General features: G+C 66.6%; 21 protein-coding genes and 1 tRNA gene. 11 read left to right on the top strand and 11 right to left on the bottom strand.

Going from position 1 to position 23,985, the window contains the following annotated elements:
- Positions 1-114 precede the first annotated feature (114 nt).
- The 6 genes from ACTQWE_RS07595 to ACTQWE_RS07570 all read right to left on the bottom strand — a co-directional run bounded on the left by ACTQWE_RS07595 (position 115) and on the right by ACTQWE_RS07570 (position 3,581).
- Positions 115-828, bottom strand: a complete 714-nt coding sequence (locus ACTQWE_RS07595; RefSeq protein ID WP_441921504.1) for a hypothetical protein — start codon at positions 826-828, stop codon at positions 115-117.
- Between the two features lie 168 nt (positions 829-996).
- A complete protein-coding gene (locus ACTQWE_RS07590) occupies positions 997-1,848 on the bottom strand; it encodes an ATP-binding protein (protein WP_090862573.1) in 852 nt (283 codons plus the stop codon).
- 131 nt (positions 1,849-1,979) lie between these two features.
- Positions 1,980-2,348 (bottom strand): hypothetical protein, encoded by a 369-nt coding sequence (locus tag ACTQWE_RS07585; RefSeq protein ID WP_059053485.1) that lies wholly within the window; start codon positions 2,346-2,348, stop codon positions 1,980-1,982.
- Positions 2,332-2,634: a hypothetical protein gene (locus ACTQWE_RS07580; protein ID WP_441921502.1), complete on the bottom strand. Its 303-nt coding sequence runs from the start codon at positions 2,632-2,634 to the stop codon at positions 2,332-2,334. The genes ACTQWE_RS07585 and ACTQWE_RS07580 overlap by 17 nt, the downstream gene beginning before the upstream one ends.
- Positions 2,635-2,795: 161 nt before the next feature.
- Positions 2,796-3,086 carry a helix-turn-helix domain-containing protein gene (locus ACTQWE_RS07575; protein WP_441921500.1) on the bottom strand — a complete coding sequence of 97 codons (291 nt, stop codon included), beginning with the start codon at positions 3,084-3,086 and terminating at the stop codon, positions 2,796-2,798.
- Between the two features lie 420 nt (positions 3,087-3,506).
- A tRNA-Val gene (locus ACTQWE_RS07570) sits at positions 3,507-3,581 on the bottom strand.
- A gap of 410 nt (positions 3,582-3,991) precedes the next feature.
- On the opposite strand from ACTQWE_RS07570, the gene ACTQWE_RS07565 reads away from it, so the two are divergent.
- The 5 genes from ACTQWE_RS07565 (at position 3,992) to ACTQWE_RS07545 (ending at position 8,228) form a co-directional block, all read left to right on the top strand.
- A complete protein-coding gene (locus ACTQWE_RS07565; RefSeq protein ID WP_441921498.1) occupies positions 3,992-4,603 on the top strand; it encodes a pyridoxamine 5'-phosphate oxidase family protein in 612 nt (203 codons plus the stop codon).
- A 3-nt stretch (positions 4,604-4,606) separates the two neighbouring features.
- Positions 4,607-6,151 (top strand): ABC transporter permease/substrate-binding protein, encoded by a 1,545-nt coding sequence (locus ACTQWE_RS07560; RefSeq protein WP_441856263.1) that lies wholly within the window; start codon positions 4,607-4,609, stop codon positions 6,149-6,151.
- Positions 6,148-6,993: an ABC transporter ATP-binding protein gene (locus tag ACTQWE_RS07555; RefSeq protein WP_441856262.1), complete on the top strand. Its 846-nt coding sequence runs from the start codon at positions 6,148-6,150 to the stop codon at positions 6,991-6,993. Before ACTQWE_RS07560 ends, ACTQWE_RS07555 begins: the two co-directional genes overlap by 4 nt.
- Before the next feature lies 1 nt (position 6,994).
- On the top strand, positions 6,995-7,450 hold the full coding sequence (locus ACTQWE_RS07550) for an Rrf2 family transcriptional regulator (RefSeq protein ID WP_441856260.1): 456 nt from the start codon (positions 6,995-6,997) through the stop codon (positions 7,448-7,450).
- A gap of 229 nt (positions 7,451-7,679) precedes the next feature.
- Positions 7,680-8,228, top strand: a complete 549-nt coding sequence (locus ACTQWE_RS07545; protein WP_441856258.1) for a hypothetical protein — start codon at positions 7,680-7,682, stop codon at positions 8,226-8,228.
- 55 nt (positions 8,229-8,283) lie between these two features.
- Here ACTQWE_RS07545 and ACTQWE_RS07540 read toward each other — a convergent pair whose 3' ends face one another.
- Positions 8,284-8,934 (bottom strand): GntR family transcriptional regulator, encoded by a 651-nt coding sequence (locus tag ACTQWE_RS07540; RefSeq protein WP_441856256.1) that lies wholly within the window; start codon positions 8,932-8,934, stop codon positions 8,284-8,286.
- Positions 8,935-9,152: 218 nt separating this feature from the next.
- Between ACTQWE_RS07540 and ACTQWE_RS07535 the strand changes: the two genes are divergently transcribed.
- The 4 genes from ACTQWE_RS07535 to nox all read left to right on the top strand — a co-directional run bounded on the left by ACTQWE_RS07535 (position 9,153) and on the right by nox (position 15,299).
- Complete coding sequence (locus ACTQWE_RS07535) at positions 9,153-9,938, top strand: dimethylarginine dimethylaminohydrolase family protein (protein ID WP_441856255.1); 786 nt, start codon at positions 9,153-9,155, stop codon at positions 9,936-9,938.
- Between the two features lie 162 nt (positions 9,939-10,100).
- Positions 10,101-12,611: an excinuclease ABC subunit UvrA gene (locus ACTQWE_RS07530; protein ID WP_441921496.1), complete on the top strand. Its 2,511-nt coding sequence runs from the start codon at positions 10,101-10,103 to the stop codon at positions 12,609-12,611.
- A gap of 70 nt (positions 12,612-12,681) precedes the next feature.
- Positions 12,682-13,725 (top strand): dipeptidase, encoded by a 1,044-nt coding sequence (locus ACTQWE_RS07525; RefSeq protein WP_441856252.1) that lies wholly within the window; start codon positions 12,682-12,684, stop codon positions 13,723-13,725.
- A gap of 221 nt (positions 13,726-13,946) precedes the next feature.
- Positions 13,947-15,299, top strand: coding sequence for a H2O-forming NADH oxidase (nox, locus tag ACTQWE_RS07520; RefSeq protein WP_441856250.1), 1,353 nt, complete (start codon positions 13,947-13,949; stop codon positions 15,297-15,299).
- A 161-nt stretch (positions 15,300-15,460) separates the two neighbouring features.
- On the opposite strand, the gene ACTQWE_RS07515 is transcribed toward nox, so the two are convergent.
- Positions 15,461-15,889 carry a Dps family protein gene (locus ACTQWE_RS07515; RefSeq protein ID WP_170104478.1) on the bottom strand — a complete coding sequence of 143 codons (429 nt, stop codon included), beginning with the start codon at positions 15,887-15,889 and terminating at the stop codon, positions 15,461-15,463.
- A gap of 251 nt (positions 15,890-16,140) precedes the next feature.
- Between ACTQWE_RS07515 and ACTQWE_RS07510 the strand changes: the two genes are divergently transcribed.
- A complete protein-coding gene (locus ACTQWE_RS07510; RefSeq protein WP_441856247.1) occupies positions 16,141-16,992 on the top strand; it encodes an Rpn family recombination-promoting nuclease/putative transposase in 852 nt (283 codons plus the stop codon).
- Between the two features lie 134 nt (positions 16,993-17,126).
- Here the strand turns inward: ACTQWE_RS07510 and ACTQWE_RS07505 are convergent, their stop codons facing one another.
- Complete coding sequence (locus tag ACTQWE_RS07505; protein ID WP_441856245.1) at positions 17,127-19,112, bottom strand: oxidoreductase; 1,986 nt, start codon at positions 19,110-19,112, stop codon at positions 17,127-17,129.
- Positions 19,113-19,316: 204 nt separating this feature from the next.
- Here ACTQWE_RS07505 and ACTQWE_RS07500 point away from each other — a divergent pair, with 204 nt between their 5' ends.
- Positions 19,317-20,099: a hypothetical protein gene (locus ACTQWE_RS07500; protein WP_441856243.1), complete on the top strand. Its 783-nt coding sequence runs from the start codon at positions 19,317-19,319 to the stop codon at positions 20,097-20,099.
- Positions 20,100-20,150: 51 nt separating this feature from the next.
- On the opposite strand, the gene ACTQWE_RS07495 is transcribed toward ACTQWE_RS07500, so the two are convergent.
- Positions 20,151-21,209: a ribonucleotide-diphosphate reductase subunit beta gene (locus ACTQWE_RS07495; protein ID WP_441856241.1), complete on the bottom strand. Its 1,059-nt coding sequence runs from the start codon at positions 21,207-21,209 to the stop codon at positions 20,151-20,153.
- A gap of 77 nt (positions 21,210-21,286) precedes the next feature.
- A complete protein-coding gene (locus ACTQWE_RS07490) occupies positions 21,287-23,878 on the bottom strand; it encodes a ribonucleoside-diphosphate reductase subunit alpha (protein WP_441921494.1) in 2,592 nt (863 codons plus the stop codon).
- Positions 23,879-23,985: the final 107 nt, after the last annotated feature.

Below are 23,985 nucleotides of genomic sequence, written 5' to 3'. Positions count from 1 at the left end.
GCGCGGACCCCGTCGGCGCCGTCGGGTCGGCGAGGTCCGCGAGGAGGTCGGCGGCGTCGAACGCGGCAGCGGAGCCGATGGCCGCGGCCAGTGCCCCCTTCGGTTTGCCGGCACTCACTTTGACCGCTCCTCGCGCCTGGGCGCGAGGTCGCGACCGCGCTCGCAGTCGCGCGCGCGGTCGCGCGCGCCGGACCCGTCGCGCATGGCCTCAGACGCCTCGCGTGCGCGCCTGCCGCGGTCCTCCAGGGGCTCCGCGTCTCGGTCCTTCCGGGCAACGGCCTTCCCGTCGCCGCGGGTCTCGCCGGTGTGGTCGTCGTCGCGCGCCTCGTCGGCGTGGCCCCTCTCGTCGCGGTCCCCGTCGTCGCGGGCGCGGGCGTCGCGCTCCGCGCGCTCGGCGGCCCTGCGGGTCTCCTCGATGAGGCGGTCCAGGCACTCGGCCACCCTCGGCGCGTCGTCCAGCCTGAAGACGAGCTCCGTCCTGCCGTCCCGCCCCTCCACGAAGCCGTTGCCGACGCCGTGCGCCTCGAGGTCGGAGTGGATGATCCCCTTGAGCTCCTCGAAGCCGTCGATTGCCTTGAGCTCTCGCACGTCGAGGCGGGCGTACTCGGGCGCCGCGCCCCCGCGCGGCTCCTCCCTTGCAGGCCCCGGCGCCGCCTGGTCGCCGAGCTGCCGCCTGAGCGCGGAGAGCGCCTCCTCGATCCTGGCGGCCGCCTCGCCCATGGCGCCGTCGCGCGCGGAGAGCCCGGAGCGCTCCGCGGCGACCGTGCCGGCGCGGACGATCATGTCGTAGAGCCTCTGTCCCGAGTCGTCGCCGTAGTCGTCCGCCATGCCCGCCCCCCGTTCCTTGCGTGAGGGGCGGGCCGCCGGGACGGCCGCGCCCGGCCGAGTCCCCGCCATGTCCTGTGTGGCGCCGCGGCGACGCCGCCCCACACCCTTCTACAGGGGATGGGACGGCGCGTGTCGGCCCGCCGGGGCGCCTGGCTTCCCTGGGCTTCCCTAGGGTATCCCGTCATAAACTCTCCGCATCTGCGGGGGCGTGGCGGCGGCGCGCCGCTTGTCCGGACCGCCGAGCCTCACGTCGTCGCACGTCTGCCTGATCCGCGAGACTATCGCCCTCGCGGTCTCCGCCTCGCCCCGCCTCGCGAGCCGCGCCTCGAGCTCGTCCATGGTGTACTGGGTGGTGATGACCGTGGACCGCATCCCCTCGTAGCGCGCGTTCAGCAGCTCGAAGAGCGTCATGACCGTCCAGGGCGACTGCGCCTCCTTCCCAAGGTCGTCGAGCACGAGCACCTCGCACGAGAGGTATCGCTCCTTCACCGAGGCGGCGCGGGCCGGCGAGGCGTCGTCGAAGGTGTCCCTGATCCTCGCGAGGAGCCCGACCGAGGTCGTGAAGGCGACGGTCTCCCCCCGGTCGAGGAGCACGGACGCGATGCCGGCGGCGTTGTACGTCTTGCCCACGCCGATCCCGCCGTGGATGTAGAGGCCGTTGCCTGCGCCGTGGCGGTACCCCATCGCGAACGACGCGCACGCCTCGTCCGTGGGGAGCGCCGATCGGAAGCGGCGGCCTATCCCGCACCGTGCGAGGCGGGCCTCGCGGTCCTGCGCCTGGCGCTCGCCCTCCGCGCGGCGCGACTCCTCCTCCGCGGCTGCCGCGCCGCTGCACGAGCAGCGCTCCCTGGAGACCCACACGACCCTCTCGCCGACGACGACGCCCCTCGCCTCGAGCGCCCTCCCGCAGAACGGGCAGCGCGCGGCGGGCGGCTCGGGGCCGAGCCCCAGCTCCCTCGCCTGGGCCGGCCCGATGAGCGAGCGCCTGGGGTCCGGCGCCTTTGCTGTCTCTCCTTTCATGTCCCTCCTCTCTTATCGGGTGACGCCGCGTCACCCCTGCCGCTGACGCGATGTCATGGGGGCCCGGTTGGCGGCGTGACGTCCCGTCATGGGCGTGGGGCCTCCCGCCATGCCACGCCGTCATGGGTGGCTCAGCCTCCCACGGACCTGTTCCTCCGTTCCGTGACCCTGACCGCCCGCTCGACCGCGCTGTCCACGAGCCCGTACCTCTTTGTGATCCGCTTGTTGGGCAGCACGTGCTCGCCGAGCTCGACAATGAGGCCCCTGGCCTCCAGCGCTGAGACCGCCCGGTGGACCTGTCGCTCGCTGACGCCGAGCATGCGTGCCGTGCCCCTCTTGCTCTCGTAGAACTCGACGCCCTCATGCCTGCAGAAGCCGAAGATCCTCGCGTAGACGAGCAGCTCACAGCCTCGGAGGCCCATCCCCTCTGTCATGAACCGGTAGACCCGCACGTACTCGACGGCGCGCTCGTGCGCCCTCCCGTCAGTGCCCCGTGCCATGGGAGGACCTCTTGTAGACCGTCGCGTTCCTCCCCGCGGGGGAGTCCTTGTAGGGGACCGTGTTCCTGTCCCACCAGAGCTTGAACTCGTCCGCGTGGACGAGGGGGTTCCTGCGCTGGTCCTCGAAGATCCTGAAGGGTATCGGATCGACGTCCCTCAAGGCGAGCTCACGGACCTTGGTCACCTTCACGTGCATCAGCTTTCCCACGTCCGCTATGGTCAGGTAGTCCTGCACCATCTGCAGGACGTAGATTACCCTCTCCTCTTCGCCGCCTCTTCCACTCATCGGAATCGCCCCCGTTCGCCTCGTTGGGTTCCGACCGGCGTCCGAAGCCGGTGGTGGGGGCCTGCTGGCAGGCCGTTGGAGACGCGGGCCCGGCCTGCCGGCCGCTGCTCATAAAACGTTATACGAGCGACGTTGCCTTGTTCTTTCAGGGGCACGGCGGGTCACCAGACCAGACCTGCCGCTACGGCGACGTCGAGGGCGCGCTTGCTCACGCGAATCCTCCTGCCGACCCTGCTCACGGGTATGGCGCCGTTCTTCACGAGCCGGTACAGGGTGCGCCTGGAGATCCCCAGGTAGAGCTCGACCGAACGCGTGTCCATCCAGAGGTCGCCATCGGCACCCGCCGCGCAGATGCGGGCGATCCTCTCGAGGTCCTCCTCGTTCCTCGGAACGGCGGGGGATTCTCCCCGATGCCCGTTGTCCGTGCGGCTCCCGGCCTGATCCGCAGCCATGCGAATCCCTCCCAAATGTTCCCGTCTCGGGTGACATCGTGTGCCACCATGTGCCAGTCGTGCGCGTCGCCGCGAGTGGCGACGACACATGTATATGACTGGCACTTTCGTCAGTGCTGACCTCGCGCGAACGCCTGACTTCCACGGGCTTCCCGTGGGTTCCCGACCAGAAAATCGACACAGCTACGGATGGCTGGGCGAGGGGTTTTGGAAGGCCGATGCCTGCACGAACCGGCTTCGGGGGAGTGAAAGTTGTGTCTGCATAATGGAGAGTTCAAAATGTATAAGGAAAATTCTGACACGCAGATAAAACGGCATGCTGCGGAAGCGTCCTGAATGGGTTGCGTGCACTACGCGTGCACTCTTGCGTGCACCAAACGAAAACAGGCCAGAGGACATAGCCTCTGGCCTGCGAGTTTATGGTGGGCGTTAGAAGATTTGAACTTCTGACCTCTTCCGTGTCAGGGAAGCGCTCTCCCCCTGAGCTAAACGCCCGAATAGCTCGTCGCGATGCGACAGAGAGACACTTTATGGCAAACGCGCCGCGCTGGCAAGCGCGAATGCGAGCAAAACGATTTCTCCGCAATTCGCGAGGGGAGATGGGCGTGCTGAATGGGGGAGAAGTACGCGCTGCCATCCTCCGCGCCGTCTGCCCGCGGGGAGTGCCTGCGGGTGCGCGAGCGCCAGAACTTTCCGGAGTTTGTGAGCTCCTCGCGCGGCGGCATGACCTCCTTGTTGGTCCAATGCTCCAAGACGCGACCGTCCTCTGCCGCGCGGAAGATGTCTGTGGTGACCCAGTGCGCTGCGCCGTTTTGTGTAATGTCGGCCAACGTGATAGAAAGTATTTGACACGTTACATGTTATCAAATACATTACACGTATTGGACGACGACTGAGGAGGCGCCATGGACGCGCAGGATTGCCTGGACACGCTGCGACAGATCAAGGACGTGTCGTTTGCGACGGTGGACCAGGAGGGCCACCCACAGATTCGCATCATCGACGTGATGCTGGTGGAGAAGGGCAGGCTCTACTTCTGCACCTCGCGCGGGAAGGACTTCCATGCGCAGCTGCTGCGTGACCCGCACGTGGCAATCGTGGGCATGACGCACGACTTCAAGATGGTCCGCCTGGCGGGAGAGGCCCGTCGCGTGGAGGTGGCGCCGCGTGCCGTGATCGATCGCATATTTGACGAGAACTCCTCCATGAACGACGTGTACCCCGGAGACTCGCGATACGTTCTTGACCCATTTGTGATCGAGACCGGCTGCGTGGAACTATTTGACCTTGGGGTGAGCCCCATCTTCAGGCAGACGTTCTCGCTGGGGGGCGCGCCCGTGCACGTGCAGGGCTTCAAGATCACGGACACGTGCATTGGCTGTGGCCCGTGCGCGCGCCCGTGCCCGCAGCAGTGCATAGCGGCGGGCAGCCCGTTTGTTATAGACCAGGCGCACTGCCTGCACTGCGGGCTGTGCTTCGAGTCGTGCCCGGTCAAGGCGATCGTGAGGAGGGCATAGCCCATGCTTGTGCAGATGCTCGACCTTCTCGCCACAAGGCGGGACTTCTTCCTGGGACTGCTGCTAGAGCACGTACAGATATCTCTGGTGTCCATCGCCATCGCCATCGTGGTGGGCGGCATCGCGGGCATCCTCATAAGCGAGTTCCAGCGCGCGGCAAAGCCGACGCTTGCCGTGGTGAACTTTCTGTACACAATTCCTTCCATCAGCATGCTCGGCTTCCTCATCCCGTTTTCTGGCGTGGGAGACGCCACCGCCGTGATCGCGCTCACCATATACGCGCTGCTCCCCATGGTGCGTGCCACGCATACGGGCATCACGAACGTCGAACCCGCCATTCTGGAGGCGGCGCGCGGCATGGGTGGTACCCGCATGCAGACGCTGCTGCGCGTGAGGCTGCCGCTGGCGCTGCCCGTGATCATGAGCGGTATCCGCAACATGGTTGTCATGACCATCGCGCTTGCCGGCATCGCCTCGTTCATTGGCGCGGGCGGCCTGGGCGTGGCCATCTATCGAGGCATCACCACCAACAACGCCGCCATGACCATGGCGGGGAGCCTCCTGATCGCGGTGCTGGCACTGGTGGTGGACTTTGTGCTGGGGTTTGTTGAGAAGCGCATGGGCATGCGCTCGAAAGCGGCCAAGAGGACCAACCGCCGGCTTGCCGTGGGCGCCCTGGTGGCGTGCGGCGTCGCCGCGGCGTGCGCCGTGGTGCCGGGCATGGTTGCCGGCGCGCCCGCGACCATCAACGTGGCGACGAAGCCCATGACGGAGCAGTACATCATGGGCAACATGCTGAAGGACCTGATAGAGCAGGACACCAACCTCAAGGTGAAGGTGACGCAGGGCGTGGGCGGCGGCACCTCGAACATCGAGCCCGCCATGGAGTCCGGCGACTTCGACCTGTACCCCGAGTACACCGGCACGGGCTGGGCCATGGTGCTCAAGAAGGGTGGCACGTACTCAGAGGACGAGTTTGGCCAGCTCAAGGCGGGGTACCGCAAGAAGGGTTTCAGCTGGGTGGGCATGTACGGCTTTGGCAACACGTACGGCATCGCCGTCAGGAGCGACGTCGCGAAGCGCTACGGCATCAAGACGTACTCCGACCTCGCGAAGGTGGCAGACCGGCTGAAGCTGGGCGCGGAGGCGGACTTCTTCGAGCGCGCGGACGGCTACGACGCCCTGTGCAAGGCGTACGGCATGCGCTTTGGCTCCACGATGCAGCTGGACATCGGCCTGAAGTATGACGCGCTGGAGCAGGGGAGCGTGGACGCGCTCATCATCTTCACGACGGATGGCAAGCTGAGCCACGCAAACGCGACGGTGCTGAAGGACGACAAGGGCTTCTTCCCCTCGTACGAGTGCGGTAACGTCGTGCGCACGAAGGTGCTTGAGCAGCACCCTGAGCTGCGCGCGGTGCTGAAGAAGCTGGACGGCACCATAACGGAGAGCGACATGGCGCGCATGAACTACCAGGTGGAGGAGAAAGGCGAGGACCCCGAGGACGTTGCCCGGGAGTACCTGCGTGCGAAGGGACTGCTGAAATGAGCGAGACCACAGACATCGCCATCGAGTACCGCGACGTGACGAAGGCCTACGGCGAGAAGACCGTGCTTTCCCACTTTGACCTTCGTGTGGCAAAGGGGGAGTTCCTCACGATCGTGGGGTCTTCCGGCTGCGGCAAGACGACGGCGCTGAAGATGGTGAACCGGCTGATAGAGCCCACCTCCGGCGACGTGCTGGTGGACGGCCGCAACGTGCGCGACGTGGACGCGATAGAGCTGCGTCGCAGCATAGGCTATGCCATCCAGGGCAGCGTGCTCTTTCCCCACATGACCGTGGAGGAAAACGTGTCGTACGTGCCGAACCTGCTCAACCGGCACGACCGCGCGCGCACGGAGAAGGCCGTGAGCAAGTGGATGGACATCGTGGGACTTCCGCAGGACATGCTGGATCGCTACCCGGCGGAGCTTTCCGGCGGGCAGCAGCAGCGCGTGGGCATAGCGCGCGCACTTGCGGCCTCCCCGGACACCCTGCTGATGGACGAGCCGTTTGGCGCCGTGGACGAGATAACCCGCGGCCAGCTGCAGACGGAGATCGCGCGCATCCACCGCGAGTGCGGCATCACCATCATGTTTGTGACGCACGACATCGGCGAGGCCCTGCGCCTGGGCACGCGGGTGCTGGTGCTGGACGCAGGGCGGATTCAGCAGTATGGTACGCCGCAGGAGATTCTGGCCCGGCCGGCGACGGAGTTTGTCGAGCGCCTGGTGGCGCGCCAGCGGCACGCATGCGACCTTTCCGACGAGCGGCTGTGCGCATGCGAGCACAGCGGTGCCGCACGCGCGGAGGCGGCGCTTCTCGCCCAGGGGGCAGACAAAGGAGAATGACATGCAGATAACCAGCAGACTCACCATGGCCGCACACATGGTGTGCGCAATCGACTACTTTGGCGACAAGCTTCCCGTGACGAGCACGTTTCTGGCGGGGAGCCTTGGCACGAGCCCGGTCATGGTGCGCACAATCATGGGCATGCTCAAGCAGGCGGGCATCATCAGCTCAAGCAAGGGGAAGTCGGGCATCACGCTTGCGCGCCCGCTTGCGGACATCTCGCTGCTGGACCTGTGGCGAGCCGTGGACCAGACGGAGGCGAAGTCGCTCTTTCACTTTCACGAGGCTCCGTGCCCGCAGTGCCCCGTGGGCGGAAACATCCACGCCGCGCTGGACGGCCACCTCGAAGCCGCGCAGCGTGCGCTGGAAGACCAGCTCGCCGCGGTCTCGTTGGAGGAGGTCGAGGCAGAGGTGCGCCGCCGAGCGGACGCGGGCGCGGCGCGGCAAGGGGCGTAGCGCCGCCGCGGGCGCGACACCGAGCGCGGGCGTGGTCCTTCTCGCCCGGCGCGGCGCGCCGTGGATGCTATGGTTGAGCGTGCGTGTAGCGCAAAGCCGTCGCGGTCGGGTGCCCCACAACGCCATCCTCCGCGACAACAGGGTGTAGTTGGCAAAGCGTGCGGTTGCCCACGGGCGGCCGCACGCTTTTTGTGTCGCGGAGGGTCCGCGGCGAGAGGGGGAGAAGAGCATGCCACAAAACAAGAAGCAGGGACTCATCTTTGGGATTCTGATGTCCGTCACGATGGCCTACGGCATGGAGGTCTACAACGTCGCGTGGAAGATGGGCATCCCCACCATGCCGGGCGGGTTCTCTAACATGACGAACGACGTGTTCCTGGGGGCGCTCGTCGAGGCGTCGTACATGTGGCTGTTCGTGCTGCTGTTCTCGAACCTGTGGGGCACGCGCGGCGGGGCGGCTCTGGCGCGCCGCGTGGTCGATCCCAAGCGCGACGGCGCCTTTGTGCAGGGCGTCGCGCGGTCGTGCTGCACCGTGCTCGTGATGTGTCCCACCATGAGCCTTGTGGCCGCCATCCTGTTCAACGTGGTGCTTGGCGGCATGCCCGTAGCGCAGCTGCCGGCGATCTGGGTGGGCACGCTCATAAAGAACTTCCCGATGGCGCTCCTGTGGAACCTCTTTGCGGCAGGTCCCGTGTCGCGCTTCGTGTTTGCCAGGTGCTTCTCGCACGTGGGCGAGCCCGCGGCGGCGACGGGTGCCGTGCAAGAGGAGCGTGACTAGATGCGACTGTAAGTACGTGCGGGCGAGAAGGGCCTCGCTCTTGCCCGCGCCCTCGCTACCAGGCCGCGAACCTCACGTTCTCCAGGGACCAGTGCACGTCGCGCACGTAGTCCTGCAGCGCGGCGCCGTCGCCCGCGCGGAAGAGTCCCAGCATGTGGCGGTGCTCCTCGTTCGCGGCGCGCATGTTGTCCAGGGCCTGTGCGTCGTCGCGCGCATACGATCGCGACGACAGCTGACCCATGAGCTCGGACAGGGCCCTCTGCAGGCGGGCGTTGCCGCAGCGGTCTATGTAGCGCTGGTGAAACTCGCGCTGCAGGTTGTAGTAGCGCTCCGTGAGCCCGCCCGCGATGGCCAGCTCCATGGACTCGCACAGGAAGTCCATGTTCGCGAGGTCATCCTCCGTCATGTGCGGCGCGGCCAACAGCGCGGCGCGCCCGTCAAGGGGGCCCAGCATCTCGAACACCTCGCGCGCGCTCTGCTCGTCAAAGCTCCGCACGCGGAACCCGCGGCGCGGCACGCCCTCCAGGTAGCCGTCGGCCTCAAGCTGGATGAGCGCCTCGCGCACCGGCGTGCGGCTCACGCCCATGGCCTCGCTCACGGCAAGCTCGCCGACCTTCTCGCCCTGCTCAAGCTCCCCGCGCTCGATCTGTGCCCTCAGCTCTTGGTACACGCGCTGCTTAAGCGGCGCCAAGACGTGTCCCGCCATGGAATCCCCCTTCCATTTTGAACGATTGTATACATGTACGGGTGTGCATGCAATGGATGCGGCAGATGCAAAGAGCCTTGCAAAACCGCTTGTTACAGCCACATTACCGCTTGCAAAACAGTGCAACCCGTCCCGCGAATCCGCTTGACCATTCATGCATGCATTTTGTATACATAAGGCATCGGTACGCGAGCAGCGCAAGAGCGAAAGGATGCCCCATGGCAAGCAACTTCACCCACGCAATCGTCAGGCGCCCGTCGCATTCCGTGATCGACGGCATCGCGGACTTCACCAACAAGGGCAAGCCCATGTACCAGAAGGCCATGGAGCAGCACGAGCAGTACGTCGAGGCGCTTAGGCAGGCCGGCCTCGAGGTCACGGTGCTGCCCGCGCTCGAGGACTACCCGGACTCCGTCTTCGTGGAGGACACCGCGGTCATCACGCCGAGCGGCGCCATATCAGACCGCCCGGGCGCGCCCACCCGCCGCGAGGAGGCGGCGCTCATGCTGCCCACGCTGCACGAGTTCTTCTCGAGCGACCAGATCAAGGTCATGACCGAGCCCGCGACCCTCGAGGGCGGCGACGTCATGATGGTGGGCGACCACTACTACGTGGGCCGCTCGCGCCGCACCAACGACGAGGGCTTCCGCCAGTTTTCCGGCTTCCTTGCGGAGTGGGGCTACACCGCCGAGCAGGTCCCCGTGGAGCACATTCTGCACCTCAAGACGGGCGGCACGTACGTGGAGGACGGAAACCTGCTGGTCAGCGGCGAGTTCAAGACGAAGCCGGCCTACCGGCGCGGGCAGTTCAACATCTTCGAGGTGCCGGACGAGGAGGCGTACGGCGCAGACTGCGTGCGCATAAACGACTACGTGGTGATGGCGAAGGGGTATCCGCGCGTGAGGGCGCAGCTCGAGGCCTGGGGCTACAAGATCATCGAGGTCGAGATGACGGAGTTCGAGAAGATCGACGGCTCCATCACGTGCCTGTCGCTGCGCTGGTAGCGAAGATTCGCCCCAGGGGAGAGGAGCGGCTTCCTTTACGGGTGGGTTGCCATGTGCGGCCTCCCAGATTCGCGTCGCGACTTTTTATAACGAACGCTTGTTCGAATGCGCTCCATCCGCTACAATCGTCACAAAGACGATGTCGCGGATTGGTGGCTGGGTATGGTTGCATGCGTTCCGGAGGAAATCGAGGTCTACGGTGCCAGGGTGCATAACCTGCGCTCGGTCGACGTAAGGGTCCCGCTCCACAAGATCGTGGGGATTGCCGGGGTGTCGGGCTCGGGCAAGAGCTCGCTTGCGCTGGGGGTGCTCTACGCGGAGGGGTCCCGCCGCTACCTCGAGGCGCTCTCAACCTACACGCGCCGCCGTCTTACGCAGGCGGCACGTGCGGACGTCGACCTCGTCAAATACGTGCCGGCGGCGCTGGCGCTGCACCAGCGCCCACCCGTGCCGGGGGTGAGGTCCACCTTCGGGACCATGACGGAGGTTCTGAACTCGCTTCGCCTGCTCTTCTCGCGCGTTGGCTCCTACACCTGCCCAAACGGTCACAGGGTGCCGCCGTCGATGAACGTCGCGCTCGAGAAACCCATGGTCTGTCCCGTCTGTGGCGAATCGTTCTACGGGCAGGGGGCGGAGGACCTCGCCTTCAACAGCAACGGTGCCTGCCCCACGTGCGGAGGCACCGGCGTCATGCGCGTGGTGGACGAGTCGACGCTCGTGCCCGACGAGTCGAAGACGATAGACGAGGGCGCCGTTGCCCCGTGGGGGACGCTCATGTGGTCGCTCATGAAGGACGTCTGCCGCGAGATGGGGGTGCGCACCAACGTGCCCTTCCGCGAGCTCACGTCCCGGGAGCGCGAGATCGTCTTCCATGGGCCAGCGGAGAAGCGCCACGTGGTCGTGCCGATGAAGAGCTCCGACACCGCCACGGAGCTCGACTTCAAGTACTACTCCGCGACGCGCTCCGTTGAGAACGCGCTTGCGAAGGCGAAGACCGACAGCGCCTACCAGCGCATCGCCCGGTTCCTTAAGGAGGAGCCATGTCCCGACTGTCACGGGACGCGGCTTTCCGCAAAGGCACGTGACCCACAGGTGCTTGGCATCAACCTTGCGGAGGTAACCGAGAAGACCCTGGACGAGCTTTCCGCATGGCTCCCGCTGGTTGAGCCGAGCCTCCCCGAGGAGGTGAGGCCGATGGCTCACACGGTGATAGCGACGCTGGACGAGCCCGTCGCGCGCCTGCAGGAGCTGGGGCTTGGGTACCTCTCGCTCGACCGCGCGGGAAGCACGCTCTCCACGGGAGAGCGGCAGAGGGTGCAGCTGGCGCGTGCCGTGCGCAATCGCACGACCGGCGTTTTGTACGTGCTGGACGAGCCATCGATCGGTCTGCACCCCGCGAACGTGGAGGGGCTGCTTGGCGTGATGGACGACCTCCTTGCGGACGGCAACTCGGTGGTCGTGGTGGACCACGACGTTCGCGTGCTGAAGCATGCGGACCACCTGATCGAGGTCGGGCCGGGGTCTGGCGCCGACGGAGGGCGGATCGTGGCGCAGGGGAGCGTCGCCGAGGTCGAGGGGAACCCGTCGTCGCGTATCGCCCCCTATCTGCTGGCAAAGGAGCCCAAGCGCCTGCGTGCTGTCCGCCCGGAGGGGGAGCTCTTCTCGCAAGGCGCGATAGCGATGGAGACCAAGGCGGTCCACACCGTGCATCCGCTTTCCGTCCGGATTCCCCGGGGCGCGCTCACGGTCGTGACGGGAGTCTCGGGCTCGGGCAAGACCACCATGGTGCTGGAGTGCCTGGTTCCGGCCCTGGTCGCCCGCTCGAAGGGGCAGCGGCTGCCACGGCAGGTCGAATCCCTGGACGCAGACGGCATCCAGAGGGTGCACCTGATCGACTCCACGCCGATCGGCGCCAACGTGCGCTCCACCGTCGCCACGTACTCCGGCGTGATGGACGAGCTCCGCCGTGCGTTCGCGCAGTTTGCGGGTGCGAAGGCGCGCGGACTGAGGGCAGGAGACTTCTCGTACAACACGGGGTCGCTGCGTTGCCCGACGTGCGACGGAACGGGAACCATATCGCTTGACGTGCAGTTTTTGCCAGACGTCGAGGTGACGTGCCCGGACTGCCGCGGGTCGCGCTTCTCTGGCGTCGCGTGGCAGGTGAGAAGGGCGCTCGCGCGCGCCCGCAAGGACGCACCCGCCCCCCGCGAGCACAGCCTGCCCGAGCTCATGGCGATGACCGTCGACGAGGCGCTCGGCTGCGTGGAGTCGCTCAAGAAGGTGCGCGGGAAGCTCGGCGTGCTGCACGACCTTGGGCTTGGCTACCTGACGCTTGACGAGGCGACGCCGGCGCTCTCCGGGGGCGAGGCGCAGCGCCTGAAGCTTGCGGGGGAGATGGGCCGCGACCAGACCGATGCGCTCTTTGTGTTTGACGAGCCCACGATCGGCCTTCACCCCCACGACGTGGAGGTGCTCGAGGGGGTGCTCGACACGCTTGTGTCGCATGGGGCGACCGTCGTGGTGATCGAGCACGACCTGGACATGATTGCGAACGCGGACTGGATGATTGACATGGGACCTGGCGGAGGAGAGGCGGGAGGCAAGATCGTGTACGCGGGGACGCCTTCCGGGGCGAAGGGGTGCGCGCGCTCCATTACGGGCCGATACCTCTGACGGGCTGGGGCAATGGATCGGGGTATGCCGTGCTACATTGGCAAGCAATCGGCACGTTGGAGGGAGAGCCATGGCGTCATTGGACGAGAAGTGCCAGAGTCCCGAGGTGGAGGACGAGCTGCGCAGGCTGAGGGTGTTCGACCTGCACTGCGACACGCTGGACTCGCTGTGCATGAGGGACGTCGAGCCCTTTGCGACGCAGCTTGCGAACGCGGTGGGCGGAGACATGGTCGAAAACGACCTTGCGCTTGCGGCGGGACGCATGGCGAAGGCGGCGCCCGGGGGATGGACGCAATGCTATGCCGCGTGGGTGCCGGACGACCTCTCGCACACGCCGTTCACGCCGCTGGAGTTCTATCGCCACGTGAGGGACTACTTCAAGCGGCAGACAGCCACGAACTCGTGCAGCCTCGCGCGTACTGAGGACGCCCGCAGCGCGCAGGCGGCCCATGCGTGGGGGAGCGTCGCCGCGATGCTCACGGTGGAGAACGGGTCTCCCATCGGGCGCGACCTTGCCGTGGTGGACGAGCTCGCGGCGGATGGTGTGAAGATGCTGACGCTCACGTGGAACGGGAAGAACGACATCGCGTCCGGCAACGACACGGCTGACGGCATGTCCGACTTCGGCCGTGAGGTCGTGCGCGCGCTGGAGGACCGCCGCATCGTGGTGGACGTGAGCCACCTGAACGACGCGGGCTTCGCGGACCTGCTGCGCGTGGCGACGCGACCGTTCGTGGCGTCGCACTCCAACAGCCGCGCCATGTGCCCGCACCCGCGCAACCTGACGGACGCCCAGTTCGGCGAGATCCGCGACCGCGGCGGCCTTGTGGGCATCAACTACTACCGCGCGTTCATCGCGGACGAACCCGTGGGCAAGGACGTGACGTTCGACCAGCTCAGCAGGCATATCGACCACTTCCTCTCCCTCGGGGGCGAGAAGGTCCTCGCCCTGGGCAGCGACTTCGACGGGTCGGACACCCCCGCCTGGCTCGCGCGCTGCGACGACGTGCCCGCGCTCTTCTCGCGCGTCGCGTCGCGCTTTGGGCTGGACCTCGCGCGGCGCATGTTCTGCCAGAACGCGCAGGAGTTCTTCGAGCGCAACGAGACGCGGTAGCGAGACGCCTTCCGCGCCGGTCGCACGCGGCGGCGCCCGTCGTCCTGCGGGCGGCGTGGGTTGCGCCGCCTGTCGGACAGCGCTGGACGTCCCCTCCCATAAATGCTATTTATGTAGTAGCAATTATGGCGACAGTCGGGACGGTCGTGGGTCACGTCCTGGGGTCGCCTACGTCTTGGCGGCGTCGGCCACTGCCGCGCCAACGGAGGGAGACCACCACCATGAGCAGGATCGTCATCGTCGGCGCAAACCACGCGGGCACCGCCGCGGCAAACACCATTCTCGACAACTACCCGGAAAACGAGGTCGTGATCTTCGACCAGAACAGCAACATCAGCTTCCTGGGATGCGGCATGGCGCTGTGGATCGGCGGGCAGATCTCCAAGCCGGACGGACTGTTCTACCAGACGAAGGAGGGCTTCGAGGCGAAGGGCGCGACCGTCCACATGGAGACTCGCGTGGAGTCGATCGACTACTACGCCCACGTGGTCCACGCGGTCGCGGCGGACGGCACCGCCATCGACCAGCCGTACGACAAGCTGATACTGGCCACCGGCTCCGAGCCCATCATCCCGCCCGTCGAGGGGATGGACCTCCAGAACATCCAGCGCGTCAAGCTCTTCCAGCAGGCGGAGGAGGTCGTCCGCAAGCTTAAGGACCCTGCGATTCGCCGCGTGGCGGTGGTGGGCGCCGGCTACATTGGTGTGGAGCTTGCGGAGGCCTTCCGGCGCAACGGCCGCGACGTGACGCTCATCGACATGGCTGACACCTGCGTGGCAGGAAACTTTGACCCGGAGTTCAGCGCGCTCATGGAGAAGAACCTGGCGGACCATGGGATCGGACTCGCCTTCGGCGAGCGCGTGCTGCGCTACGAGGGCGAGGGTGGCAAGGTCACGCGCGTAGTGACGGACAAGGGTACGCACGAGGCCGACATGGTATGCGTCTGCATTGGCTTCAAGCCGAACACGGAGATGTTCCGCTTCGTTGGCTTCGAGATGATGAAGAACGGCGCGCTGCTTGTGGACCACCACCAGGAGACGTCCAAGCCGGGCGTCTACGCCGCGGGTGACTGCTCCAGCTGCTTCTATAACGCGGCGGACGGCGAGCCGGCGTACATCGCGCTTGCGACGAACGCGGTGCGCTCCGGCATCGTGGCAGCACACAACGCGTGCGGCACGGCGGTCGACGGCATCGGCGTGCAGGGCTCCTCTGGCATCTGCATCTACGACCTGAAGATGGTGGCGACCGGACTTACCCAGAAGAAGGCGCTTGCCGCCGGCTACGACGCGCGCGTGAGCGACTTTGCGCAGGTGCAGAAGGCGACGTTTGTAGAGACGCCGAATCCCGAGGTCAAGGTACGCATCGTGTACGACGGCACCACGCGCAAGGTGCTGGGCGCGCAGATGGCGTCCACCTACGACATGAGCGCGGGCATCCACATGTTCTCGCTCGCGATCCAGGAGGGGGTCACGATAGACCGCCTGGCGCTTCTCGACGTGTTCTTCCTTCCGCACTTCAACCAGCCGTACAACTACTACACGATGGCCGCGTACAACGCGATGCTGGGGAAGTAGGCTAGGCGCGTCTGCGTGAAAACGCCGTGACGGCGGTCGCGGATAGGCAAATCGAGCGGGAGGCCGGCATGTTGCCCGGCCTCCCGTCTTGTTGTCGTGCTACCTGCGACGCACATCGGTAGGTGATGGAAACTCACCCTGCCAACTGCGAATTTGCGAGGCTATGCCGCCTGCTGGCGAAGCATCCACAGCGTCTTGGACAGGCTCGCGATGTACTCGTCCATCTTGGCGCTCACGAGGTGGTTGGACTCCGCGTCCGCCTGGTCCTTTATCGCAGATACCTGCTCGAGGAGGTGCGAGAAGTCCTCGCGCACGCTGGCGAAGGCCTCGGCGCTCGCAAGCGGCTCGTCTGCGCGCTCAGCGATGTCGGCGGTGGAGAGGACTTCCGCGAGCGACGCAATGGGCTTTCCACCCAGCTGCAGCAGGAGTTCAGCCACGTCGTCGATGGCGGGAAGCAGCCCGTCGTAGAGTTCTTCGAGCTGGGCGTGAGCCTGGAAGAAGTCGCTTCCGGCTACGTACCAGTGCTGGTTCTGGAGCTTGTGGTACTCGACGGTGAGGTTGGCGAGAAGGGCGTTGAGCTTGGATTCCATGGTGGATCCTTTCTGTCGTGTCCCGTTTGGCTGAGCCTTTATTAGGACAATTTCTTGTTAGTGGAACTATACCCGATTGGCGGGCGATAGTAAACAGGAATTTGTCCTAATAAATTCTTCACACCCGAGTTCTTGGAAAGGTTCCCGCTAGACGCATGCGAAGTAGCTGCAAGTCCGATTTTGTATCATGCCCCCACTTGTTGGCGCGGCGAGAGGAGCGCGGGATGCGATAGGGACTTGACTTCAGCACGATGGGAATCACGGACGACTTCATGTTTGGGACCGTCTTCCAGGACTTGGGGCTCTGCCGCGGGCTTGTGGAGGTCCTCCTTGGGATCAAGGTAAGGGACCTCAGGATGGTCGAGCGACAGGAGCTCGTGGACTTTGGCCCCGCGTCGCGGGCCGGGGTAGTGGATCTGCTGGTGTGGGACGTCGACGGCAACGTCTACGACGTGGAGATGCAGAACGGCGCGGACCCGGACATCGCGCGAAGGGCGCGCAGGTACCTCTCGCTGGTGGATGCGAGCCTGTTGGATCGAGGCCAACGCTTTGGCGACGCGGGAAACGTCGTCGTGGTGTTCATCTGTGCTCACGACCCGTTTGGGCGGGGATGGAAGCGCTACAACTACCCGCGGCAATGCGAGCAGGACGGCGAGCCGCTGGGAGACGGGACGAGCATCGTGTTCGTGAACGCGGAGGGCACGAAGGGCGACTTCGGCGACGGATTCGACGCGTTCATGAGCTACCTGCGGGATGATAATGTGATTGGAAGCGACTTCGTCCGAAGCGTGGACGACGCCGTGTGCGGCTTTCGCGACGACCCCAGGTGGAGGCGATTCAGGATGCTTTGGTCCGAGAAGTATCGTAACGAGTTTGCGGACGCGCGCGACGAAGGCAGGGCCGAAGGTATGGCTGCAGGTAGGGCAGAAGGCATAGCCGAGGGCAAGGCCGAAGGCAACGAAGAGGGCTTCTCAAGGGCCATGGCCCTGACGTCCAGACTCATGGCGGACGGCCGCGAGCGGGAGCTCGAGGAGGCAATGCGAGATCCGGAGATGATGAGGCGACTCCTCGAGGAGTACGGGCTCTCGAACGATTACGTATGACGCTCCGCGGGGTTGAGAGCGGCGTGTGGGAGATGCGGCATGTAGGAGAATGGCGAACGATATGAGCTGGCGGGGCATCCGGAATCCGGAAACCCCGCCAGCGGCTGCATCGTCCTTCTCGCCGCGCGCCTTTGCTAGATCGTGTGCGCGACCTCGTACGCGTCCCAAATGGCCGTGAGGATGTTGCCCACGTGGCGCCCGTCACCGATCTCGAACACCTCGTACCCGTGTCCGCGCAGGTCGGGCGCCATGGACGGGTTGGGCCTGAAGCCGACCGCGATTACCACGGTGTCCGCAGGTAGCGTCCTTACGCCGTCCGGACCCTGGACCACGGCGCCCGCGTCCGTCACGGAAGAGATGCGTGTGTTCGTGAGGACGGGCGTGCCGTGGTGGGCGAACGCGTCGCGCAGGTACATGGCGTTTGGCAGCGGCACCGCGGGGCCGGAGCTCAGGATCTGCGGCAGCGCCTCCACGATGGTGACGTCGTGCCCCTTGTTTACGAGGTCGAGCGTGATCTCGCAGCCCACGAGGCCGCCGCCGACCACGACGACGCGCCGGCCGACGCGCTCCTCGTGCAGGAGGGCGTCGATGCAGCCGAGGGTCTTGGGGTGGTCGATGCCCGGGATGGGCGGCATCACGGCGGAGGAGCCGCTCGCCAGGATGACGGCGTCCGGCGCGAGGCCGTCGACCAGCTCCGGCGTGGCCTCGACGCCCATGCGCACGTCGACGCCCCAGTCGTCCAGCTCGCCCTGGTACCAGAGGTTGAGCTCGCGCACCTCGCCCTTGAAGTCGTGTGCACCGCCGCTGATGAGGTGTCCGCCGAGCTCTTCGCCCTTCTCGAACAGCGTTACGCGGTGGCCGCGCATGGCGCAGGTGCGCGCCGCCTCCATGCCGGCGACGCCGCCACCCACCACCACGACACTCTTGCGCACGAGCGCCGGCGTGGGCGCGTAGTCCTTGTCGCGGCCGACGAGGGGGTTCACGGCGCAGCCGCTGGGCAGGCCCTGGAACAGGCGGAGCAGGCAGCCCTGGTTGCACGCGATGCAGGGGCGGATCTTGTCCGGGCGGCCGATGGCGACCTTCTTGGGCAGGTCGGGGTCGGCGAGCATCGGCCTGCCGATGGCGATGGCGTCGAAGGCGCCCTCCTCGATGCAGCGCTCGTCCGCGTCGACGTCGCCCATGCGGCTGCCGCAGATGATGGGGATGCCCACGGCCTCCTTCGCGGCCCGTGCGATGTCCTCCATGTAGCCGCGCTTCACGTACATGGGCGGGCAGGCATAGTAGAAGCTGTCGTACACGCCGGTATCCACGTCGAGCGCGTCCACGCCGGCCTCCTCCAGGATGCGGCAGATCTGGACGCCCTCCTCAAGCGTGCGCCAGGCCTCGCCCTCGCCGTCGATCGAGCCCTGGTTAAAGCCCCTGGCGTACGCCTTCAGCCCCAGGCGCACCGTCACGGCGAAGTCGTCGCCGCACGACTCCTTTATGCCCTGGACGATCTGCGTGCACATGCGCATGCGGCCGTGCAGGTCTCCGCCGTACTCGTCCGTGCGGCGGTTCGTGAGAGAGGACGCCATCTGGTCAAGCAGGTAGCCCCAGTGTATGGCGTGAAGCTCGACGCCGGGGTATCCCGCCTGCTGTACCACGCGGGCTGCGTCCACCATCATCTTGATCTTCTCGCGCACGTCCTCCGTCGTGAGGACCGGGTTCATCTTGTCCGTGGTGCCAAAGTACGGGTTGGCGCTGGGGCCATAGGAGCCGGGGCTGTTGCGCCCGAGGCCAGCGGAGATCTGGATGAACATCTTGGCGCCGTACGCCTCGAGGCGGGCGAGAAGGGCGGCGGAGCTTACGATGAACGCCTGGCGGGACGCGGGCGTCGCCATGAACGAGGGGCCGAGGGCGCCGGGCTCGTCGATCTTGTAGTCCGTCATGAGGGCGCCGGTCTGCACGAGGCCCATGCCGCCCTGGGCGCGGCGCACGAAGTACTCGATCCCCTCCTTGCTGAAGGATCCGTCTGGCGCGAGGTAGGCGCCCGTGGTGGTCGGCGCCATCACGAAGCGGTTCTTGATTTTGACCTTTCCTATGGCAAACGGGCTGTTGAGGGCTGCGTAGCTGTCTTGCATTACTCCTCCTAAAGGGATGTGGGTGGCCTGATTCTAGAAGGGGCACGCCGTGTGGGCGGCGCCGTTTCGGTAGGTGACGGCATCGCCGCGCCTACCGCGTAAACGCGACGAGCGTCTGGCCTCCCACGAGGTCGGGCCACGCTCGATGCCGTGCGCGAGGTCGGCCGACCACGCGACCTGCAGGTTCGGGAGGCTGTCGAACACGTGGAACGCCTCCGGCCACCCGGCTCCCGGCTGGCCATGGGCTCATGGGGCGTCTCGGTCGCCGCAGTCATCGCGCTTCTCGCCGCCCGCGCGGCCGCGACCGCGTTTCAGGCGCCCGCGATGCAGGCCATGGTCCCACAGATCGTTCCGGAGGAGTCGCTCGTGGAGGCCGGCGGCATGTCGCAGGCCATCAGCAGCGCCTCGTACGTCCTGGGACCCGTGGTCGGCGGCGCGCTCTTCGCGGCGTTTCCGCTGGCGCTCATCCTGGTGACGGACCTCGCGGGCGCGCTCGTCGCTTCCGCCACGCTCGGCGTCGTTCCCGTTGCCGACCACCGCGCAAAGGGGGAGCGCCCAAGGCTCCATCCCGTCCGCGAGCTGCGCGACGCCCTCGTGGTCGCGAAGGCGAACTTCGCAAACGAGGTGCGCGCGTCGTTTAAGGCGACGGTGGCGCTGGGCGCCACCTGCCTCGCCTGCGGCCTGCTGCCCAAGAGCTTCGGCGGCTGGGTGGCGTTTGCGGTGCTCTGCGGCGCGATGGGGGCAACGGCCACCTGCTACGACGTGCCCATCGTGGCGTACATGCAGAAGAGCATCGCTCCCCAGAAGCTCGGCCGGGCGTTCTCGGCGTTCCAGATCGTCTCGATGGTGTCGACTCCCGTCGGTCTTGCGGTGGCGTCGCCCGTGGCGGAGGAGCTTGGCGTGAGCGCATGGTTTGGCATCAGCGGCGTCGCCATCGTCCTTCTCGGCGCGGTGATGCTGGTGCTTGAGGGCACGGCGCGCAGGTAGGCGAGAAGGGCGCGCCCCCGTCCTCGCGTCCCTCTCGCCCGTCCCCCTGCCTTACAGGTCGTCCACCAGCGCGGTCGACTTTGCGTACGCGGTCGAGCGCGCCTCGAAGAAGTCCGTCTTCACCATGTTGGCGTCGCTGTACTGCGAGACCCACGCCATGTCCGGCGGCTCCTGCGCGTGCTCCGGCCACAGCGTGCCGAAGCCCAGGGAGCTCCAGCGCAGGTTTCCCAGGTAGTGGATGTAGTCGCTCACCTGTTGGCTCGTGAGGCCGGCGATGTCGTCGCCTATCACGTACGTTCCCCAGGCCACCTCCTGGCGCACGCCCTCCACGAGCATCTGCAGCAGGTCCTCGATGGCCTCGGGCGTAAACAGCCCCGGCTCCTCCTTCTGCAGCTCCAGGATCATGTTGCGGAACAGCCACAGGTGGGTGTTCTCGTCGCGGTTGATGTAGCGGATCTCCTGCGCGCTGCCGGGCATCTTGCCGTTGCGTGCGAGGTTATAGAAGAACATGAAGCCAGAGTAGAAGTACACGCCCTCCAGGATGAAGTTCGCCATCATCACGCGAAGCAGCGCGGGCGCGTCGCGCCGCTCCTGGAACTCGTTGTAGAGGTTCCCGATGAACGTGTTTCTCGCCAGGAGGCGCTCGTCGGTGCGCCACTGGTACAAGATGTCGTTGCGCTGCTCCGGGCTGCAGATGGTGTCCAGCATGTACGAGTAGCTCTGCGAGTGCACGCACTCCTGGAACGTCTGGATGTGCAGGCACAGGTTCACCTCGTTCGCGGTGATGAACTCGCCCACGTTGGGGAGGTTCGCCGTCTGCAGCGAGTCCAGAAACACCAGAAACGAGAGGATCTTGTCGTACGCGGTGCGCTCCGCGGGCGTGAGGTTGGGGTAGTCCTTCGCGTCCTGCGAGAGGTTGATCTCCTCCGGGATCCAGAAGTTGTTCATGGCCTGGCGGTACCAGTCCGTGGTCCACGCGTACCTCACGTTGTTGAAGTCGTTCAGGTTGGTGGTGTTGCCGCCTATGAGGCGCCGCCGGCGCACGTCCGTATCGCCGTTGGGGTTGAAGAGCGCCTTAGGCGAGAGGGGCGTGGGGTTCGTGTGCTGCATGGTCTTCCCTTCGTGTGTGGTCGTGCCTGTCGTCGCGCCGCGTGCCGGCAGGCGGGTCTGCCGGCCGTGGTGGCCCGCTAGCTGGAGCAGCTCTCGCACTCGTCCACCTCGAGCGACTTGCTGCGGACGTAGTAGACGGTCTTCACGCCGTCGCGCCACGCCTCGAGGTAGAGGCCCAGCACCTGGCGCATGGTGTACTCGTTCGTGATGTAGAGGTTCACGGACTGGGCCTGGTCTATGTGGCGCTGGCGCACGCCGGCCGCGCGCATGCTCCACGTCTGGTCGATGTAGTGCGCGGGCTTGTAGTACCACCACGTCCTGGGCGAGAGCTCCGGCGCGACGCGCGGGAGCATGGCGCCCTTCTTCTCTTCCAGGAAGAACTTGCGCATCACGGGGTCGAGGCCGGCCGTGGTGCCCGCGATGATCGAGGTGGAGCTCGTGGGCGCGATGGCGATGAGGTAGGCGTTGCGCAGGCCGTGCCTGGCCACGCGCGCGGCGAGCTCGCGCCACGCCGGGGAGTCGTAGCCGCGCTTGCTGAAGTAGGCGCCCGTCTGCCAGTCCGAGCCCTCGAACTTCTCGTATGCGCCGCGCTCGCGCGCGAGCTCGCACGACGCCTCGATGGCGTGGCGGTTTATGCGCTCGAACACATCGTCCGCGAAGTCGAGGTGCGCCTGCGTCTCCCAGCCGATGCCGCGCCTCGCGAGCATGTGGTGGTAGCCGGACACGCCGAGCCCGATGGAGCGGTAGCGGCGGTTCGTGACCTTCGCGTACGGCAGCGCATAGAAGTTGAGGTCGATCACGTTGTCCAGCGCGCGCACGGCCGTGCGCACGGTCTTCGCCAGGTACGCGTCGTCCTCCACCGGCAGCCGCCCGAGCGACAGGCTCGCGAGGTTGCACACCACGAAGTCGCCGGGGCGCGTGGTGGTGACGACCACGGTGTCGCCGTCTTCCGTCACGACCTCCTGGCTCACGCCCTGGATCTCGCTCGTGTTCTGGGCGATCTCGGTGCAGAGGTTCGAGCAGTAGATCATGCCGGCGTGCGGGTTGGGGTTCGCGCGGTTCACGGCGTCGCGCATGAACGCGAACGGCGTGCCGGTCTCCACGGCGCTGCGCAGCACCAGGCGCACGACGTCCTTCACCGTGACGGTGCGCTTGGGTATGCGCGGGTCGGCCACGCACTCCAGGTAGCGGTGCTCCCACTCCTCGCCATAGTAGTCCTCAAGCGCGTATCCGCGCGCCACCAGGATATCGTGCGGGCACATGAGGTGCCACGGCTGGTTAAGGTCCTCCTGCGCCATGCGCCAGAACAGGTCCGGGTAGCACACCGCGGGGAACACGTCGTGCGCCTTCATGCGGTCGTCGCCGTTGTTGGTGCGCAGCTGCAGGAACTCGGGCAGGTCGCGGTGCCACGCGTCCAGGTACACCGCGACGGCGCCCGCGCGCACGCCCAGCTGGTCCACGGCGACGGCCGTGTCGTTTATCACGCGTATCCAGCGCACGACGCCGCCGGCCGCGCCTTGAAAGCCGCGGATGCTGCCGCCCTTGGCGCGCACCTTCCCCAGGTACATGCCCATGCCGCCGCCGTACTTGGACACCTGGGCAAAGTTGTCCACGCTGCGGTAGATGCCCTCCAGGCTGTCGGGCACGGTGTCGATGAAGCAGCTGGACAGCTGGTGGTGGGGCTTGCGCGCATTCGAGAGGGTCGGCGTGGCCATGGTGACCTCAAGCCGGCTCAGCATGTCGTAGAAGCGCCTGACCCACCCCATGCGGGCGCCCGCCTCCTCGCGAAGCGCCAGGTGCAGCGCGATGCCCATGAACATCTCCTGCGGGGACTCCAGCGGCACGTGGTCGTGGCTGCATACCACGTAGCGCTTCAGCAGCAGGTCGAGGCCGGGGTAGTCCAGAAGGTCGTCGCGGCTGTCGTCGATCCACGTGGCCGCGAGCTCTATCTCGTCGCGCGTGTAGCCCTCAAGTACGTACGACCCGTACAGCCCCTGGTCCGTGAGGTAGCGGAGCTTGCCATAGAGGCCGTCGATGCCGCGGGCGCGCTCCTGCCGGCGAAGGCGCCACGCCGCCACAAGCGCCAGCAGCCTGCCCGCTATGCGCGACCACTCCGGCGCCTCGGCGTTCGTGAGCTCCACGGCGGCCCGCACCAGGGCGTCCGCCCGCTCGTCCGCCCCCATGGACGGCTTCGCGAAGCCGGAGAACTTCGCCGCGAGCGCGGAGAGCGGGTAGGTCGCGGGGTCGAACTCCCGCGAGACCCTGTCCAGCACGGCGTCGAGCGCGTGCGACATTCCCTCGACCCCGTCGGGCGAGAAGGACGCGCCGCCCTCGCCCGCGGCCGCGTCCCGGGCGCAGGGGAACGCGAGCTCGCAGATCGCCCGCCTCGCGGCCCTGAGCTCGGAGCGGCGGTGGCGGTACAGGATGTACGCCTTCGCGGCGTCGTAGTGGCCCCTCTCCATCAGGGTGCGCTCCACGAGGTCCTGGATGGACTCGACGTCCTGCGCGTCGTCCGCGCCCAGGTGCGCCTCCACCGCCGCAAGCAGCGCCTCGAGCGCACCGGCGTCCTCTGCCGTGCCGTCGCCCACCTCCGCGAGCGCCTTTCGCATGGCGGCGCCGATCTTGCGCCTGTCGTAGGGCTCGACCCTTCCGTCTCGCTTCGTTACCACCGTCGTGTTCCCATCTGCCAGCGCGCCGTGCCGGCGCGTACACTCGTCAGTCACATGGGGCGTCGCCCCGCAACAAATGCTATCAAACAAGTAGCAATAAAGGTGGC

The sequence above is a fragment of the Parafannyhessea sp. LCP19S3_B1 genome, from assembly GCF_052121955.1.
In the GTDB taxonomy this organism is placed as follows: Bacteria; Actinomycetota; Coriobacteriia; order Coriobacteriales; family Atopobiaceae; genus Parafannyhessea.
This window is presented reverse-complemented; position numbering and strand designations above follow the sequence as displayed.

Bases quoted from the DNA above. Each gene is read 5' to 3' on its own strand.
- ACTQWE_RS07595 (WP_441921504.1), bottom strand. From the start codon at position 828: ATGGCGGACGACTACGGCGACGACTCGGGACAGAGGCTCTACGACATG.
- ACTQWE_RS07590 (WP_090862573.1), bottom strand. From the start codon at position 1,848: ATGAAAGGAGAGACAGCAAAGGCGCCGGACCCCAGGCGCTCGCTCATC.
- ACTQWE_RS07585 (WP_059053485.1), bottom strand. From the start codon at position 2,348: ATGGCACGGGGCACTGACGGGAGGGCGCACGAGCGCGCCGTCGAGTAC.
- ACTQWE_RS07580 (WP_441921502.1), bottom strand. From the start codon at position 2,634: ATGAGTGGAAGAGGCGGCGAAGAGGAGAGGGTAATCTACGTCCTGCAG.
- ACTQWE_RS07575 (WP_441921500.1), bottom strand. From the start codon at position 3,086: ATGGCTGCGGATCAGGCCGGGAGCCGCACGGACAACGGGCATCGGGGA.
- ACTQWE_RS07565 (WP_441921498.1), top strand. From the start codon at position 3,992: ATGGACGCGCAGGATTGCCTGGACACGCTGCGACAGATCAAGGACGTG.
- ACTQWE_RS07560 (WP_441856263.1), top strand. From the start codon at position 4,607: ATGCTTGTGCAGATGCTCGACCTTCTCGCCACAAGGCGGGACTTCTTC.
- ACTQWE_RS07555 (WP_441856262.1), top strand. From the start codon at position 6,148: ATGAGCGAGACCACAGACATCGCCATCGAGTACCGCGACGTGACGAAG.
- ACTQWE_RS07550 (WP_441856260.1), top strand. From the start codon at position 6,995: ATGCAGATAACCAGCAGACTCACCATGGCCGCACACATGGTGTGCGCA.
- ACTQWE_RS07545 (WP_441856258.1), top strand. From the start codon at position 7,680: ATGCCACAAAACAAGAAGCAGGGACTCATCTTTGGGATTCTGATGTCC.
- ACTQWE_RS07540 (WP_441856256.1), bottom strand. From the start codon at position 8,934: ATGGCGGGACACGTCTTGGCGCCGCTTAAGCAGCGCGTGTACCAAGAG.
- ACTQWE_RS07535 (WP_441856255.1), top strand. From the start codon at position 9,153: ATGGCAAGCAACTTCACCCACGCAATCGTCAGGCGCCCGTCGCATTCC.
- ACTQWE_RS07530 (WP_441921496.1), top strand. From the start codon at position 10,101: ATGGTTGCATGCGTTCCGGAGGAAATCGAGGTCTACGGTGCCAGGGTG.
- ACTQWE_RS07525 (WP_441856252.1), top strand. From the start codon at position 12,682: ATGGCGTCATTGGACGAGAAGTGCCAGAGTCCCGAGGTGGAGGACGAG.
- nox (WP_441856250.1), top strand. From the start codon at position 13,947: ATGAGCAGGATCGTCATCGTCGGCGCAAACCACGCGGGCACCGCCGCG.
- ACTQWE_RS07515 (WP_170104478.1), bottom strand. From the start codon at position 15,889: ATGGAATCCAAGCTCAACGCCCTTCTCGCCAACCTCACCGTCGAGTAC.
- ACTQWE_RS07510 (WP_441856247.1), top strand. From the start codon at position 16,141: ATGGGAATCACGGACGACTTCATGTTTGGGACCGTCTTCCAGGACTTG.
- ACTQWE_RS07505 (WP_441856245.1), bottom strand. From the start codon at position 19,112: ATGCAAGACAGCTACGCAGCCCTCAACAGCCCGTTTGCCATAGGAAAG.
- ACTQWE_RS07495 (WP_441856241.1), bottom strand. From the start codon at position 21,209: ATGCAGCACACGAACCCCACGCCCCTCTCGCCTAAGGCGCTCTTCAAC.